This is a genomic window from Acetivibrio mesophilus, from assembly GCF_004102745.1.
GTDB lineage: Bacteria > Bacillota > Clostridia > Acetivibrionales > Acetivibrionaceae > Hungateiclostridium > Hungateiclostridium mesophilum.
In genome coordinates this window covers 102,205-119,036 of record NZ_RLII01000004.1, presented here as the reverse complement: position 1 = coordinate 119,036, position 16,832 = coordinate 102,205, and the positions used below count along the sequence as shown (strand labels likewise).

Annotated in this window: 12 protein-coding genes; 8 read left to right on the top strand and 4 right to left on the bottom strand. The window is 38.1% G+C overall.

Features of this window, described 5'->3' with window-relative positions; translation table 11 throughout:
• Positions 1 to 35: 35 nt before the first annotated feature.
• Positions 36 to 203, bottom strand: coding sequence for an asparagine synthase (locus EFD62_RS05385; RefSeq protein WP_069193560.1), 168 nt, complete (start codon positions 201 to 203; stop codon positions 36 to 38).
• 397 nt (positions 204 to 600) lie between these two features.
• Between EFD62_RS05385 and EFD62_RS05380 the strand changes: the two genes are divergently transcribed.
• Positions 601 to 2,331 (top strand): glutamine--tRNA ligase/YqeY domain fusion protein, encoded by a 1,731-nt coding sequence (locus EFD62_RS05380; protein ID WP_069193561.1) that lies wholly within the window; start codon positions 601 to 603, stop codon positions 2,329 to 2,331.
• 87 nt (positions 2,332 to 2,418) lie between these two features.
• Here the strand turns inward: EFD62_RS05380 and EFD62_RS05375 are convergent, their stop codons facing one another.
• From EFD62_RS05375 to EFD62_RS05365, 3 genes are all read right to left on the bottom strand, one after another.
• Positions 2,419 to 3,303, bottom strand: a complete 885-nt coding sequence (locus EFD62_RS05375) for a hypothetical protein (protein ID WP_069193562.1) — start codon at positions 3,301 to 3,303, stop codon at positions 2,419 to 2,421.
• 87 nt (positions 3,304 to 3,390) lie between these two features.
• Positions 3,391 to 4,590 (bottom strand): hypothetical protein, encoded by a 1,200-nt coding sequence (locus EFD62_RS05370; RefSeq protein WP_069193563.1) that lies wholly within the window; start codon positions 4,588 to 4,590, stop codon positions 3,391 to 3,393.
• A complete protein-coding gene (locus tag EFD62_RS05365) occupies positions 4,568 to 7,102 on the bottom strand; it encodes a DUF2339 domain-containing protein (RefSeq protein ID WP_128705834.1) in 2,535 nt (844 codons plus the stop codon). Before EFD62_RS05365 ends, EFD62_RS05370 begins: the two co-directional genes overlap by 23 nt.
• A gap of 390 nt (positions 7,103 to 7,492) precedes the next feature.
• Here EFD62_RS05365 and EFD62_RS05360 point away from each other — a divergent pair, with 390 nt between their 5' ends.
• From EFD62_RS05360 to scfB, 7 genes are all read left to right on the top strand, one after another.
• The gene (locus tag EFD62_RS05360) at positions 7,493 to 10,741 is read left to right on the top strand and encodes an endo-1,4-beta-xylanase (RefSeq protein WP_128705833.1); all 3,249 of its coding nucleotides are present in this window, start codon (positions 7,493 to 7,495) and stop codon (positions 10,739 to 10,741) included.
• Between the two features lie 213 nt (positions 10,742 to 10,954).
• On the top strand, positions 10,955 to 11,794 hold the full coding sequence (gene pgeF, locus EFD62_RS05355) for a peptidoglycan editing factor PgeF (protein ID WP_128705832.1): 840 nt from the start codon (positions 10,955 to 10,957) through the stop codon (positions 11,792 to 11,794).
• A gap of 100 nt (positions 11,795 to 11,894) precedes the next feature.
• Positions 11,895 to 13,565 carry a peptide ABC transporter substrate-binding protein gene (locus EFD62_RS05350; RefSeq protein WP_128705831.1) on the top strand — a complete coding sequence of 557 codons (1,671 nt, stop codon included), beginning with the start codon at positions 11,895 to 11,897 and terminating at the stop codon, positions 13,563 to 13,565.
• A gap of 86 nt (positions 13,566 to 13,651) precedes the next feature.
• Entirely contained in the window at positions 13,652 to 14,098 is a 447-nt protein-coding gene (gene lspA / locus EFD62_RS05345) for a signal peptidase II (RefSeq protein ID WP_069193568.1), read from the top strand.
• A 60-nt stretch (positions 14,099 to 14,158) separates the two neighbouring features.
• On the top strand, positions 14,159 to 15,061 hold the full coding sequence (locus EFD62_RS05340) for an RluA family pseudouridine synthase (protein ID WP_069193569.1): 903 nt from the start codon (positions 14,159 to 14,161) through the stop codon (positions 15,059 to 15,061).
• Positions 15,062 to 15,153: 92 nt separating this feature from the next.
• Positions 15,154 to 15,294, top strand: coding sequence for a six-cysteine ranthipeptide SCIFF (gene scfA / locus EFD62_RS05335; protein ID WP_069193570.1), 141 nt, complete (start codon positions 15,154 to 15,156; stop codon positions 15,292 to 15,294).
• A 158-nt stretch (positions 15,295 to 15,452) separates the two neighbouring features.
• A complete protein-coding gene (gene scfB, locus EFD62_RS05330) occupies positions 15,453 to 16,805 on the top strand; it encodes a thioether cross-link-forming SCIFF peptide maturase (RefSeq protein WP_128705830.1) in 1,353 nt (450 codons plus the stop codon).
• The last annotated feature ends 27 nt before the right edge of the window (positions 16,806 to 16,832 follow it).

Below are 16,832 nucleotides of genomic sequence, written 5' to 3'. Positions count from 1 at the left end.
CTCGATGTCCCGGGCTTTTATTTTGACTCTTTAAATTATGCTTTACGGTGTTCTATAAGGTCAATTGTGCCGAGGACAATATGGGCTAGCCCAAAACCGGTTATGCCCCATGAAACTTTAGATGAAAGCGGTTTTAGTGATAATCCTGTTGCTGTAACTACAGTTCCCAGAATTGCTGGTATCATTCCTTCACGAATTTTCATAAAAATGACCTCCATGAGTTATTGAGTTTGTTATTATTTTGTGTAGTTTGACGGTTTTAATCCTTGGGAATAATTAATTTTGATGAAGAATATTATTAGATTTTGAATTTATAGTTTTAGATGTGTTGGTTTGCTGATTAATGTTGTACAATTGATATTGCTAAAAAGGATTGCATAATTTAAAATATATATGTTGCGAAAAAAGAATTCATTATTTATGATCACAGGATGGGATTTGATGAATTGTATTATAGTAGAGAAAAAAACATGTTGAATCAATTCCATTATGTTATATAATATAATAATATACTTATAAATAGATTATATTATTATTTATAAACATTTATTACATAAAGTCATATGTGCGCATTTAAAATTGACAAGGAGGAACAAAGTAATGGACGCTCAAGTTGAAGGCAAGGTAAATGAATTAAATTCAACAGAAGAGGTTGAAAAAATATATTCAAACTTTATTCAGGATATTATTAACGAGGATAATGAAACGAATAGATTCGGCAGAAAAGTGCATACAAGGTTTCCACCAGAACCGAACGGTTACCTTCATATAGGACATGCGAAATCAATTTGTCTTAATTTTGGAATTGCAGATCAGAACGGTGGCCTGTGCAATCTGAGATTTGACGATACCAATCCTTCGAAGGAAGACACTGAATATGTTGAATCCATCCAAGCCGATGTCAAATGGCTGGGATTTGACTGGGATGATAGATTGTTCTATGCATCCGATTATTTTGACAAGTTGTATGATTACGCAATCCGTCTGATTGAAATGGGAAAGGCTTATGTTTGCGATTTGAGTGCTGAAGAGATAAGGAAATACAGAGGAACTTTAACCGAGCCCGGTAAGGAAAGTCCTTATCGTAACAGGAGTGTTGAAGAGAATCTGGATTTGTTTTTGAGAATGAAAAATGGAGAATTTGAGGACGGTTCTAGAGTGCTGAGAGCAAAAATAGATATGGCTTCTCCCAATCTCAATATGAGAGATCCGGTAATCTATAGAATTATGAAGGCAAATCATCATAGGTCCGGTGACAAGTGGTGCATTTATCCGATGTATGATTTTGCTCATCCTATATCCGACTCTCTTGAGGGAATAACTCATTCTATCTGTACCCTAGAGTTTGAGGACCATAGGCCTTTATACAACTGGTTTATAGATACCCTTGATATGGAGTGCAAGACCCGTCAGATTGAGTTTGCCCGTTTGAATTTAAACTATACTGTAATGAGCAAACGAAAGCTATTAAAGCTTGTGCAGGAAGGGTATGTGAGGGGATGGGATGATCCTAGGATGCCTACTATATCAGGATTAAGAAGGCGTGGATATACCCCTTCATCTATTAGGGACTTTTGCTCCCGTATAGGGGTTGCCAAGAGCAATAGTACCGTTGATATATCGCTTCTTGAGCACTGTATCAGAGAAGAGCTTAATCAAAAGGCTACAAGGGCAATGGCGGTATTGAGGCCTCTTAAGCTTGTTATCGACAACTATCCTGAGGGAGTAGTTGAGGAGTTTGAGGTTCAGAACAATCCCGAGGATCCGGATTCGGGAACAAGAAAAGTGCCTTTTTCGCGGGTTCTTTATATTGAGAAGGATGATTTCTGTGAGAATCCTCCAAAGAAATATTTCCGTCTAGCCCCTGGACAGGAGGTTCGACTCAAAGGTGCCTATATAGTAAAATGCGTAGATGTTGTAAAGGATGATAAAACCGGAGAAATAATAGAAGTACATTGCACCTATGATACTGAATCCCGAGGAGGAAATGCTCCCGATGGGCGCAAAGTGAAGGGTACCATTCACTGGGTTTCGGAAGCCCATGCCATTGATGCCGAGGTACGTTTGTATGACCATTTGTTTAATGTTCCAAATCCCGGTGCCGATGAAAACATCGACTTTATTGATCAGTTAAATCCTAATTCTCTGGAAATATTGCATTCATGCAAGTTAGAACCGGGACTCGCCAATGCAAAACCGGGAGATATGTTCCAGTTCCTCCGTTTGGGATATTTTTGTGTTGATTCCGAGGATTCTAAGGCGGACTCACTGGTATTTAACAGAACAGTATCGCTTAAGGATACTTGGGCTAAGATAGCAGATAAAGGATAAAGGTTGTTAAGAATAAAAAAGCGAGGAAGCTTTGAGCTCAACTCGCTTTTTTTAGTGGGCAAAATCCAATTAAATTCATAATTAAACTCAGAAAGTAAAAAACTCATACTTTCTTCTCCACTCCTGGGTTGCACCCGGAGCAATATCCACATTTATAAATACTTCCGGACTTACAACATGGGTAGTACCCCATACAGCGACTTTAGAAATCTCAAATTCACTGTATTCCCTGATACCTGTCCTTTCAGGCTCATACAACAGTTCCCAATAATGCTGCTGTACAGCTTTAAAGCCCTCTGTCTGACAGTAAAAATCCTCTTTGGGCACGCTGTTCCAGCGAATTTCATTGCCCTTAATGGTCATGACATCAGGAGTTTCCTTTGGATTGACATCATAGGGGAATTTCAGAACATATCCGCTTCCTATTCTGTTGTTGTTTACGGAAAAGAAATTATGACAGTACTCCTCGGTTTTTATGGGCTTACTTCCTACGTTTTCTAGACGATAATCTATGGTCAGTACGTTGTCTTTTACAGAGATAGTCTTAGTCATTTTGACGGCGTACCCATTGCAATCTACAGGTTCTACATTGAATACCACTGTATCAAAATCCTTTGAAATCCTAACGGGGAAAGGATCAACTTCATATTTGTCAAAGAAGAAGTAGTCCGACTCATCCGGACGGGTCAAAAGACCGGTTCCGAGCTTTGGAAACTTTTCTTGTGGCTTTATCTCGTCGTATCCTATGGGAGTACTTATTCCAAATTCATTGCATAATCCGAAGCCACCGGAACCTTGGCCGGGGATCTCGGATTCCGGTACACAAAAGGAGTATTTGTTGTCTAACACTATTTTGGTGATAAAACCGGTCCAATCAAAACGGGAACCGTTATATACCGAACCCGGATGGGCGATTTGAATACTTAACCTATTGCTTTCCAAATTTATATGTGTATTTTCTGTATTACTCATGTACATTGAACCTCCTGATAAATAATATATCAGTATTTTAACACAAAAATATGAGTTTAAAAACACAAAGCAGTCAACTTATGTAAGCTACTTTTTTATCTTTAAAAATATTATTACAGCCATAATCACAGCAACTGCGGAGATAACAATATTAAAAATCAGTTTGTAATTGTATTCCGGCGTGTTATCCGGCACTTGGTGGGGCTCCTCTTTAATCTCCTTGATGTTTAGAACATCATATCCTTCATCTAAAATATACTCGCTATAGCTTGAGATGTCATAGCTTTTTGGGGTTGAAATTTCGCTGTTACCAAACTTAAGAGTATACTCCTTTGCCCCCGAACCTTCAAATACCAACTCATCAAACAGATATTTTGCTTCGATTCCCTGTATGTTTATCGGTTTGTCATCTTTGTTTTCTATTACTATCTCGGCAGTATCAGAGGCAACTCTGTAAGGTTCTATGGGAAGGGTCAAATCGGTGTATTGCGTATCATTGAAATTAAGATTGTAAAGTGTTTTGGATGCCCTGCCATCAAAGGTTACTTTTCTTTTGAAGGTGCTGTCTGTCTTTAAGGTAATGCTGCTTAATTTTAAATTTTTGAAATTGTTGATTTTTATTACAGTTTCATTTTCTTGCTCAACAACACTGTATTCAGGGATAATAGTTTCTGAAAAATATTCTTTTTCGTAGGAAACCATATTGTATTTCAATTCCACCGAAGAAAAGGAAATCTTCTCAAGATTGTTCGGTATTTTAAAACGGTAATGGGTGTATTTTTTTACGCTGTCAAAGTTTATTTCAAGTTTCTCGATTCCGTCTACGCTGTACAAAATATCGTCCTGAACCTTTTCCCAATTGATATTGTCATAGCTTCCGAGGATTTCTACTTTCTTTGCGAAGCCGTTCCTATCGGTTTTTATCTCAAGGGAGGTTGCTGTCACATCCCCATCCGGCAGTCTTTCAAGAGTATAGTCGTAGTAATAGTACTCGTCTTTCACAAAGGAGTTAATAAGCTTCATTGCATAGCTCCTTTTTGTCTCGACTTCGCTTTCTGTAAAGCTATTTAAAAAATAAGGGATGGGCTCGTTGTTTTCATCATAGAGAGCCAAATCTGCCATGTTTGCACTGATATTATTGTAAATTTTTGGTGTAATCCGAACCGCCTTGTACTTTTGGCTGCCCATATTTTCAATGCGAGCGCTGTAAGAAAAGTCGAGGGCATACACAGTTGAGCTAAAAAGTAAAGCAAATAAGACGGTGCTAATTAATGCTTTTTTTATCATCGGGCATTACCTCACATAAATTTTCTAATTTTTTATTGAAATACTGATATATGAAGGATATTGCAATAAGTATTACACCAAACACAAAGTAGGACAATATCCTATAACCCTGGGTCAAGAAAGCAAGGTCAATAATGAAGAGCTTTGCAACTGAAAGAATGGACAGTGCAAGACCGAAACGACGGATAAAAACATATCTTTTAGCAAATCCGAATATTATCCATGCAAGGGCTGTAGAAAGATAAATAATGCTTATTGCTGCATTGTTGAATTCAAGTCTGTATTGGGTTATTAGATTTTGTGTCAGTATTATTACGAAGTAAAGAGATATTACAAGAGGGTACCACTCAATACCCAGTTTATGCTCAATTACAAAATACAATACCAGATCCCTTGCGGCAAGAATAGACAGAAAAGCTATCACAGCAAGTTCCAAGGTTCCAACAATACTGATGGCCAAAGGCATTTCAACCATGTATCCTTCTACTGGCGAAGTGAAATTCAAGAAAAAGAGGGATAGCAATGCCAGAACATAAATTGTCATGGAAATGCCCTTCATAACATTGTCACACAGCACCTTTATCCTTGGAAGGGTATATGCTGTTAGGAAGCTTGTCAAAATCATTGCCGAAACAATCATATAGTTTAAATCAAATTTGGTGTCTTGAATATACTGGGACAAAAAGGGCCTTAGTTCGTTATTAATTATATATAGTAAAAATATCAACAGATTGATGGATGAGGCATACTTAAACAGCAGTGATGCCGTGCTTGCCAGATTCTTTTTGTATATGAGGGCCCCTAAGACGATAATGCTGCCTAAAGTTATTGCAAGATACTTAAAGGTAAAGAGAGAATCATGGTAGAGTAGTACATCAGAGTATATAAAGGTAAATAGGCATAGGAGTGAGATTGCAACTCCGGCTCTTTTAAAGCCTTTTATTTCTTTGTATATGCCATAGGAAAGCAGAGCAATGCCCTCAATCAACCAACCTAAAGACAGCCATACCTTGCCGAATTGGAAAGGTATTACCAATACTACAAAGGTAAGTCCTGTGAGATAAAAGAGCGTGGTAACTTTCTTTTCCTTTGACATATTTTTCTCAATAAACCGTCCCAATGCCAAATAAACAATTGAGAAGGTAAGGGCAAGAAGTCCGGTAAAGTCTTCGAGATTAGACGCATAAAATGCCCAGTAAAGAAGAAGGCTGCTGATAAATGTATTTAACGACAACAGCACAATGTCAGAATTTTTAAAGCTTAGTTTTTGCTTGAGGGTTCCTGCTACAGGTATGAGAGTATAGATTACAAAGGCGAATAAAATATACATTATGGTTATGATGGAATCGGACGAAAAGTGTGGTTTTGAGAAAAGTCCGCCAAACATTATTACTGAAATATATATGGAACCTATAACATTTAACACAAATCCTATATATGCTGTTGCAATCCATTTTTTATTGACGGAGATTATAAGTGCCAAGATGTTCAGAATGACAAAGTAAACCATAGCTCCATACACTATTGCATCCCTTCCGGCTATGGAGAATATAGGAAGGTATCCTCCAATCAGTGCAAATGCCGATATGGTCTGGGAATTGTACCTCTGAGAGAGGACAAAGGCCCCTGCGGTTATAAGAATACACAATCCTAAAGCAGGATACATTTCCAGTATATCAAACTGAAAGTAGCTAATGGAGAGAGCCACATACAATACTGCCAGACCTCCGCTTGTTATGCCCAATGAAAAGACATTAGGTTTTTTCCGGTTCAATATTTCACCGGCTATGAGCAGCACAATGCCGACTGCAAAGGTAAAAACACTCTTTAAGGTATCGGGCAGTCTGAAATATGTAAATTGCGATGCTGTAATTACGCCTATAATGAGTAAAAAGATACCCAACTTATTGATGATATTAAGCCCTATAAGGGATTCAATATTGTTCTGCTTTGCTCGAGCTTTTATTTCCTGTTCTGTAACCTGCTCCTGCCTGAGCTTGGCGATTCCTTCAGCTCTATTCTGGCTGAAGGCTCCTGTTTGTCGCATAATTTCTTCACGGGCCTTGGTTACTTTGAAATTAAGGAGTTTTCTTAACTCATCAAGCCTTACGAAGATATCATCCTGAAGGCTTACTCTACTGGCTTCAAGCTCCCTTGTCATTTCATCAATACGTCTTTTTACCGATGCTTCAAATCTTGCCAGCCTGTTTATTTCTCCTTCTATATGTGACTTATAGTAAATATCCATTCTTTTTTCTGCGGTATTTAGAATTTGAATTTTTTCATTGTAGAACTGTTCATATAGTATATTTCTTAGATTTTTGTTTTCTTTTGAAAGCTTCTCGTTTGTGCTTTCCTCCTCTTTTAGGCTCAATTTATACTTTTCTAGCTCTGCTTTTAATTTTTCATTTTCTGTGACAAGGTCGTTGGATTCGATGTTGGCAACTTCATTTTCAAGACTTGAGAGGATTTCTTTTTGTCTTGCTATAATGCTTTTTAAGTTATTAACCATTGAAATCAGCCTCCTTTCAAATAGCACAACGTTTAACAGGCTAATAAGCAAAATCAATAAAAACTTTGCACTTATTCTATCATATTTAAGTATTATATGGCAATTATTTATATTGTGCACGAAATTATGTGCGGAAGTTTATTATTTTTAATTTTCCCCACTCAAAATATTCATATGTTGCGAATAAATAAGTCAAAGAGTAAAATTAATATATGAGCAATACTAAGCGAATGGAGGTATGTTTACAGTTTCTATCTACAAAATTACAGGTACCTAAAAAGAGTATAGGGGTTTTGGTGAAAAAGGGGGAGGTGAATTTAGGACATATCGTGTTAATTCGTCTAAAACAAGATTATTTGGTATTTATAAGGTTTTAAAAGGAGGTAGCATATGAAAATCAAAAGATTTTTGGCAAAGATGACAGCTCTTGTAGTATTAATAGGAGTGTTTTCTGCATTACCCTTGAATATGGGCAAAATATATGCTGATTTTGAGATTGTTTATGATAGTTTTGAAATTAACTATGATGGATGGTGTAATATAGGAGATAACACAGTTTTAACGGCGGTTGAAAACCAAGGAAATAATGCTACAAGAGGTATGATGGTAACAAATCGCTCAAGCGAAAATGACGGAGCCTATTCACAAAAGGGTCTTTATCTTGATGGTGGCAAAGAATATAATTATAGCGTTTTTGTAAAGCATGATGGAACTGATATTGAAACCTTTAACCTTTCTTTAAGTTATCAAGATGCAGAAACTGGGGAGAGAAATTCGGAAATAATTGCAACCAAGGATGTTGTTGGCGGAGAATGGGTTGAGCTGTCAACAAAATACAAAGCCCCGGACACTGCGTTGGACATTACTTTATCAATTACAACCAATAGTACTTCAGATTTCATTTTTGATGATGTGACTATAACTCAAAACAGAAAAATTGAAGCGAACACAGTATCCGCAGCAAACGGTAATGCGGGATTAAAGGATATGTATGCAAACTATTTCAGAGTTGGTTCGGTACTTAACTCCGGAACAGTAACTAATTCAACAATAACAGCGATGATTTTGAGAGAGTTTAACAGTATTACTCATGAAAATGAATTGAAGCCGGATGCTACACTGGTTCAATCCGGTTCAACCAATTCAAATATTAGAGTTTCTCTAAATCGTGCAGCAAGTATTTTAAACTTCTGTGCACAAAATAATATAGCTGTTAGAGGTCATACATTAGTTTGGCATAGCCAGACACCTCAATGGTTTTTCAAGGATAATTTCCAAGACAACGGTAATTGGGTATCCCAATCAGTTATGGATCAGCGTATGGAAAGCTACATAAAAAATATGTTTGCTGAAATACAAAGACAATATCCATCTCTAAATCTTTATGCCTATGACGTTGTAAATGAGGCAGTAAGTGACGATGCTAACAGAACTAGGAATTATGGTGGGGCCAGAGAACCGGGTTATGGAAATGGAAGATCCCCATGGGTTCAGATCTACGGAGATAATAAGTTTATTGAGAAAGCCTTTACATATGCAAGAAAATATGCTCCGGCAAATTGTAAACTTTACTATAATGATTACAATGAGTATTGGGATCATAAGAGAGACAGTATTGCTTCAATGTGTACATCTTTATACAACAAGGGATTACTTGACGGTGTGGGAATGCAATCCCATATTAATTCGGATATGAGTGGTTTTTCAGGTATACAAAATTACACAACAGCCCTGCAGAAGTATATAAATATAGGCTGTGATGTTCAAATTACAGAGCTTGATATAAGTACGGAAAAGGGTAAATTCAGCAAACAGCAACAAGCTGACAAATATAAAGCCGTTTTCCAGGCAGCTGTCAATGCAAATAAAAATTCCAGCAAAGGAAAGGTTACAGCTGTTTGTGTATGGGGGCCTAATGACGCCAATACCTGGCTTGGATCAGAAAATGAACCTCTCTTGTTTGATAGAAATACCCAACCAAAGGCAGCTTACAATGCAGTAGCTTCCATTATTCCGCAGTCGGAATGGGGTGATGGTGATAATCCGATTGGCGGTGGCGGTACACCGGAGCCAGATGAGCCGGATGAAAACGGATATTACTATCATGATACATTTGAAGGCAGCTTGGGTCAATGGACTAGTAGAGGAGCTGCAGAAATTATGACAAGCGGCAGAACATCTTATAAAGGCGCAGAAGCACTATTAATTAAGGATCGTACAGCTGCGTGGAATGGAGCACAACGGGCATTAAGGCCTATAACATTTGTTCCTGGAAATAAATATTGTTTCAGCTCTGTTGCAATGTTTATTGAAGGCGGTACTTCGGCAACATTCTGCATGAAATTGCAATATGTGGATGCAAATGGTGATGCTCAATATGATACAATAGATATGAAGACTGCAGATGCAAACCAATGGGTACACCTATATAACCCAGAATACAGAATTCCTGCCGATGCAAGGGATATGTATGTTTATGTAGAAACAGCAGAAGACACCATGAATTTCTATATAGATGAAGCAATTGGAGCAGTTGCAGGAACTGTAATTACTGGACCTTCTGAGACAAAAATTAAGCTTGGGGACATAAACTTTGACGGTTCCGTTAATTCCACTGACTTAATGTTAGCGAAGAGAGAGGTATTAAAAATAATCTCTCTTAGCGATGAAGCTAAGCTTGCGGCTGACGTTGACCGGAATGGAAAAGTAACTAGTACTGACCTCATGCTTATTAAGCGTTACATTTTAAAAATAATTAGCAAATTCCCTGGTGAGGAAACACCAGAACCAGAACCGGAACCGCAAAAACCTCCTTTTAATTATGAGGCTGCTGTGCAGTATCGTCCGGCTCCGAATTCTTACTTGACTGCATGCTCCAAGCCGGGAAAAGTTGTTAAAGAAACATATTCAAGCATAAACGGAACCAAAAGTCTTAATGTATATCTTCCTTACGGTTATGATTCAAGCAAAAAATATAACATATTCTACCTCATGCATGGTGGCGGAGAAAATGAAAATACGATTTTTAGCAATGATGTTAATTTACATCTCATCCTTGATCACATGATTATGAACGGCGATCTTGAGCCTATGATTGTAGTAACACCTACCTTCAATGGCGGAAACTGTACAGCTCAGAATTTCTATCAGGAATTTAGAGCAAATGTAATTCCTTTTGTAGAAGGTAAGTACTCTACCTATGCAGAGTCAACAACTCCTGAAGGGATAGCTGCTTCAAGAATGCACAGAGCATTTGGAGGATTCTCAATGGGGGCAGTTGCAACTTGGGCAGTAATGGTTAATTGTCTTGATTACGTTGGATATTATATGCCCCTTAGTGGTGATCACTGGTCAGGAAATTCTCCTCAGGATAAGGCAAATTCCATTGCCTCTGCAATTAACAAGTCCGGGCTTTCGAAGAGACAGTACTTCGTCTTTGCAGCAACCGGTTCCGATGATATTGCATATCCTAATATTGGGCCTCAAATTGAAGCTATGAAGTCGCTGTCACATTTTGATTATACTTCAGATTTCTCCAAGGGTAATTTCTACTTCCTTGTAGCTCCAGGGACTACTCATTGGTGGGGATATGTAAGACACTATATTTATGACGCACTTCCATATTTCTTCCACGAATAAAGAGGGGAAATGAGGTTTGAAAGTAAAGACTGCACGAGGGATAAAACCCTTAGTGCAGTCTTTGTTATATATTGTCCGAGAAACCTTTGGCATTTACAAATTATCACATATATTGAGATGTTGTTAAGAGGAATAATGTATGTTATTATTCATATATATTTATGTATATAATTAAGATATGGGATATAATTTAGTTTATGGAGGACGCTGGTTTTGGATAACAGATTTGAATCAAACAAGAATATTACGTACAAATCAAAGAATCAAGTAGAATTTATTCAATTTAGCAACTTGCTGAAATATGAAAACGTTATCACCCACTGCTTTACGACTCGACGGGGCGGAGTGAGTGAAGGCCAGTATGAATCTCTGAATATGGCATTTAACAAAACCGATGATAGAAGAAATGTTGAGGAAAACTATAAAAGAGTGGCAAGCGCGCTGAATCTTGACATTGAGAGTATGGTTTTTTCAAATCAGGTACACCAAAACAGGATTCGTGTAGTGACAGAGGAGGACCGGGGAAAAGGCATAATCAGAGAGAGCGATATTATAGGTTATGACGGTCTTGTTACCAATTCGAAAGAAGTTACTTTAGTTACATTTTATGCCGATTGTGTTCCGGTTTTTCTTTTTGACCCTGAAAAGACGGTTATTTCAATTGCCCATTCCGGATGGCGCGGTACAGCGATGGGAATATCAAAGGAGGCAGTGGGGAAAATGAAAGAGGTGTTTTCCTGTGAGCCTCGAAATATTGTTGCGGCAGTTGGGCCGTCCATCGGAAAATGTTGCTTTGAGGTGGGAGACGAGGTATATGATGAGTTTAAATCAAAAATTGAGTGGAGTACGGAATATTGTGACATAATAGATAAAAAGTGGCATTTTGACCTTAAGGCAATAATTAAGAAAACTTTATTGGATGAGGGAGTTAGAGAGGAAAACATTGTCTTTAGTGAAATATGTACCAAATGCAATAAGGATATATTCTTTTCCCACAGAGGGGATAACGGCAAAACAGGGACGATGGCCGGAATTATGAAGGTAAATGGATAGATTTTATGTATAGGCAAAATAAGCAAATAAAGAGAGACACAAAGGAAAAGTCCCAGAGGAGTTTATATTTACGAAGAATACGAACAGGGAGAGATACACTTTGAAAAAAAGAGCGTTGTTAGTTATCGTGATAGTGATTATTAGTTCTGTTCTTTCAGCTTGCAACATTGACTTAAATAGCATATTGGGAGAAGAAGAAAACGACGATTACGGTTTTTTAAAGGGCGGGATGGATGATGTATTGGATACGGGGCCTGTAAAGAACGGTGTTTTGAATCTGTTTTCCACCAATCCCGACACCCTCAATCCCATTTTGACTGCCAATGCTTATGTAAAGGAGTATTCCTGCTTTGTATTTGAAAGTCTTGTCAGGGTAGATGAGAATCAGAAGGCTGTGCCGCTTCTGGCCGAGAGCTGGGAAGGTTCTGATGATGGGTTGGTATGGACATTCTATTTGAAGGAAAATATATATTGGCACGATGGTATACCTTTTTCAGCCGAAGACGTGGAATTTACCGCAAATACAATAATGAATACAGGTGCAAACAGTCCATACAAGGCCCACTTCGAAAATATCGAAAGCTTCTTAGCGCAAGACAGCAGGACCTTTAAGGTGCTTTTGAAAAGTCCCAATTCTTTTACGCCCGAACTCATGACTTTTCCCATAATTCCAAAGCATTATTTCCTTGGGGAAGATATTTCGACTACCCCAAAGAATAACAGTCCGATAGGCACCGGACCTTATAAGTTTTCGGAATATAGGGAAAACGAGTATATCAGACTTATGGCCAATGAAAATTGGTGGAATAGTGGTGACGATGGAGAAAATGAGACTGGCCTGCCCTATATCGAAGAGATCAATATAAAAATATATGACAGGAATCAATCTGTAATAAATGCTTTTCAGTCTCAGGAAGTAGACGTTATTACCGCAGACAGAACCAGTTGGGTAGGTTATAGCGGAAGAACGGATATAATTTTAAAAAAGCATGTTAGTAATGAGTTTGAGTTTATTGCGTTTAATCTCTCCAACAAAATACTGAAGGAAAAGGAAGTAAGAACGGCTATAGCATATGCTATTGACAGAGGACAGATTATAAGCAGTATTATGCCGGGAGAGGCTGTGGCGTCGGATTTGCCTGTTATTCCCGATACGTGGCTCAACGATACCAATGTCATATCCTATGAAAGAGATGTGGAGAAGGCAAAACAGATACTTGTTGACAGCGGATGGAAAGATAATAACGGTATATTTTACAAGAGGATTAACGGTATAAACACCCCCCTTGCACTGGAACTGATGGTAAATGATGACAATGAAGTCCGGATGGCTGCTGCGGACATAATTAAAGAGCAGCTCAAAGAAGCGGGGATAGACATAAAGATCACCAAGGTTAAATGGGAAGAAGAGTTGGACAAGGTGCAAACCGGTAAGTATGATATGGTGTTTATTGGGTGTACTGTAATGTCGATTCCTGACATATCTTTCCTGTACTCGTCGGCAGAAATCGGTACAGGGCTTAATGTTTCGGGTTATAGTAATGAAGAGGTTGACAGGTATCTGTCCTTGATTCTAAAAGAGAAAGATCCGTCAATGAAAAAAGCCTATTTTATTAACATGAAGGAAATAATAAATAAGGATTTGCCTTACCTAGGACTATACTTCTATAATGATGTGGTTATCTATAATAAAAGATTAAGAGGTGAGTTTAACCCAAGTATATGGGGTAGATACTACGATTTTACCAAATGGTATATACCTGTTGAGTGAGATGTGATGTGTCTAATTAAACTTTACATCATAATGGAAAGCGTATATAATTTTACTGACAAATCTAAAAGGAAGGCTGGGCGTATATGATCTTTATAATATTGATAGCTGTTTTTGTAGCTGTCGACCAATTCACAAAGTATATTGTAATCTGCAATATTGAATTTGGAGACAGGATAAGTGTAATTAATAACTTTTTTTATCTCACTCACTGGAGAAATACCGGTGCTGCTTGGGGGATCATGCAGAACGGAAGATTTGTGCTTGTCCCTGTTACAATAGTGCTTTCGGTCTTACTGGCATACTTTATTTATAAAAACAGCAACAAGTTTTTTAGATTTTCACTAAGCATGATTCTTGGGGGAGCATTGGGCAATCTCATCGACAGGATATTTAGGCCCGATGGCGTTGTGGATTTTCTTGATTTTCAATTTGGAAGCTACCATTTTCCTGTTTTTAATGCTGCGGATACCTTTGTAGTAGTGGGAACCATATTGCTGGCCTATTATACTTTGTTTGTATCCAAGGAATAATATTATTTAAATAAATAAGCATTTGAGGTTTAGTGCATAAAATTGAGGCGTGGAGAAGTTATGGAAGAAATTATATTTATTTCGGAAGACAATGGAATAAGGATTGATGCGTGGCTTTGCGGCAAGCTTAAGGATTATTCCAGGTCATATATACAGAAGCTTGTCAATGATGAAATGATACTTGTCAACGGAAAACCAGTTAAGTCCAACTATAAGTTGAAGCCTAAGGATGAGATACTGGCGAAAATACCAAGTCCGCAGGTTCTTGATGTGGAGGCGGAGGACATAAGTGTCCCCATATTGTACGAGGATGAGGACATTGTAGTGGTGGATAAGCCCAAGGGTATGGTGGTGCATCCGGCGGCGGGAAACTACTCCGGTACTTTGGTGAATGCGCTGTTGAATCATTGCGGAGACAATCTTTCCGACATAAACGGCATTATTAGGCCTGGTATTGTTCATAGGATCGATAAGGATACATCCGGAGTCCTGGTTGTAGCCAAGAGTAATACTGCTCATGAGGGTTTGTCCCGCAAGCTAAAAGATCATGACATTGAAAGGGTTTACGTAGCGCTGGTTCATGGCATAATCCGGGAGGAACAGGGCAAAATTGATGCACCCATAGGAAGGCATCCTGTGGACAGAAAGAAAATGGCTGTGAATACCAAGAACGGTAGACGCGCCGTGACCCATTTTAAAGTGCTTGAGAGATTTAAAGATGCCACTTATATTGAGGTCACTTTGGAAACAGGAAGGACGCATCAGATACGTGTGCACATGTCCTATATAGGATATCCAATTATCGGGGATACGGTCTATGGAAAGAAAAATGATGTATATGATATAAATGGACAGGCCCTTCATGCAAAAAAGCTTGGATTTATCCATCCCATAAAGGGAGAGTATATGGAGTTTGAGTCACCGGTTCCCGAGTATTTTAAAGAGCTTCTTGCAAAGATGTAGAAAAAGATTTTTTGTTTTATACAATATTCTTTTCAACACTAGTAATTTGTGTTATAATACAACGTGTAAATTTCACTATAGGGGGAAAGCAAATGAAACATATTAAGGTTTTAAACGGATCAACATTAAAAGACAGCTTGAAAAAGGGTGGATGCGGCGAATGTCAGACTTCCTGTCAGTCAGCTTGCAAGACTTCCTGTACTGTAGCAAACCAAAGCTGTGAAAAGAAATAATCCTTTACATAAAGGGTAGAAAATAATAAGTATCTGTTTTGCACAATTAATGAAGTGAAAAGTGAAAGAAGTATTTCGCTTTTCACTTTTTTAGCACTTGGAATGAAGCCAAAGAGGCTAAAGCGAAGGAATTGTATATTATAAGGTGGTAAAGTAAGATGACAATGATTCATAAGTTTTCGTTAATGGACACCAATATAGTTGTTGATGTCAACAGTGGTGCTGTCCATGTGGTAGATGACATATCCTTTGATATATTAGATTTCTATAAGGATTATACTGTTGATGAGATTAAGGATAAGCTTGCTGATAAATACAGTGCCGATGAGATTGAAGAAGCTCTAAGGGAGATTGAAAGTCTCAGGTCGGAAGGGCTTTTATATTCCGAGGATCCTTACAAGGACTATATTCCATCCATGAATAGGAAGTCCGTTGTGAAGGCGCTATGTCTTCATATATCCCATGACTGCAATTTAAGATGTAAGTATTGTTTTGCATCTACTGGAGATTTTGGCGGACAGAGAACCATGATGAGTTCGGAAGTGGGTAAAAAAGCCATTGATTTTTTAATCTCAGAATCGGAAAATCGAAGAAATCTTGAGGTAGACTTCTTTGGCGGAGAGCCGATGATGAACTTTGAAGTGGTCAAAGAAATTATTGAATATGCAAGGCACAAGGAAAAGGAACATAATAAGAATTTCAGATTTACATTGACGACGAATGGTTTGCTTTTGAATGACGATAATATAAAGTATATAAATGAGAATATGCACAACATTGTACTGAGCATTGACGGACGTAAGGAAGTAAACGACAGAATGCGCAAAAGAATTGACGGCAGCGGCTGTTATAAGGATATTTTGCCGAAGTTTAAGCATGTGGCAGAGTCTAGAAATCAGGATAATTATTATGTTCGTGGAACCTTTACTAGGGAAAATATGGATTTTTCCAATGATGTAATCCATCTGGCCGATGAAGGTTTCAAGCAGATTTCAGTTGAGCCTGTAGTGGCTGCGAAGGACAGCGGATATGATTTAAGGGAGGAAGACCTTCCCCAATTGTTTGATGAGTATGAGAAGCTGGCATATGAGTATGTAAAAAGAAGCAAAGAAGGGGAATGGTTTAATTTCTTCCATTTCATGATAGACTTAAGTCAGGGACCATGCATCATCAAAAGGTTGAGCGGCTGCGGTTCGGGCCATGAGTATCTTGCGATTACTCCCGAAGGAGACATCTACCCCTGTCACCAGTTTGTGGGCAATGAGAAGTTTAAAATGGGTAATGTCAAGGAAGGAGTCCTTAATAGGGACATTCAGAGCTATTTCAAGAACTCAAATGTATATACCAAAAAAGAATGTGATAGCTGTTGGGCAAAGTTTTACTGCAGTGGAGGTTGTGCGGCTAATTCATTCAATTTTCATAATGACATCAATAAAACGTACAAAGTTGGCTGTGAATTGGAAAAGAAGAGAGTTGAATGTGCATTGTGGATAAAAGCGCAGGATATCTAAAGCATAACCATCATTTTTGGGAGGTTT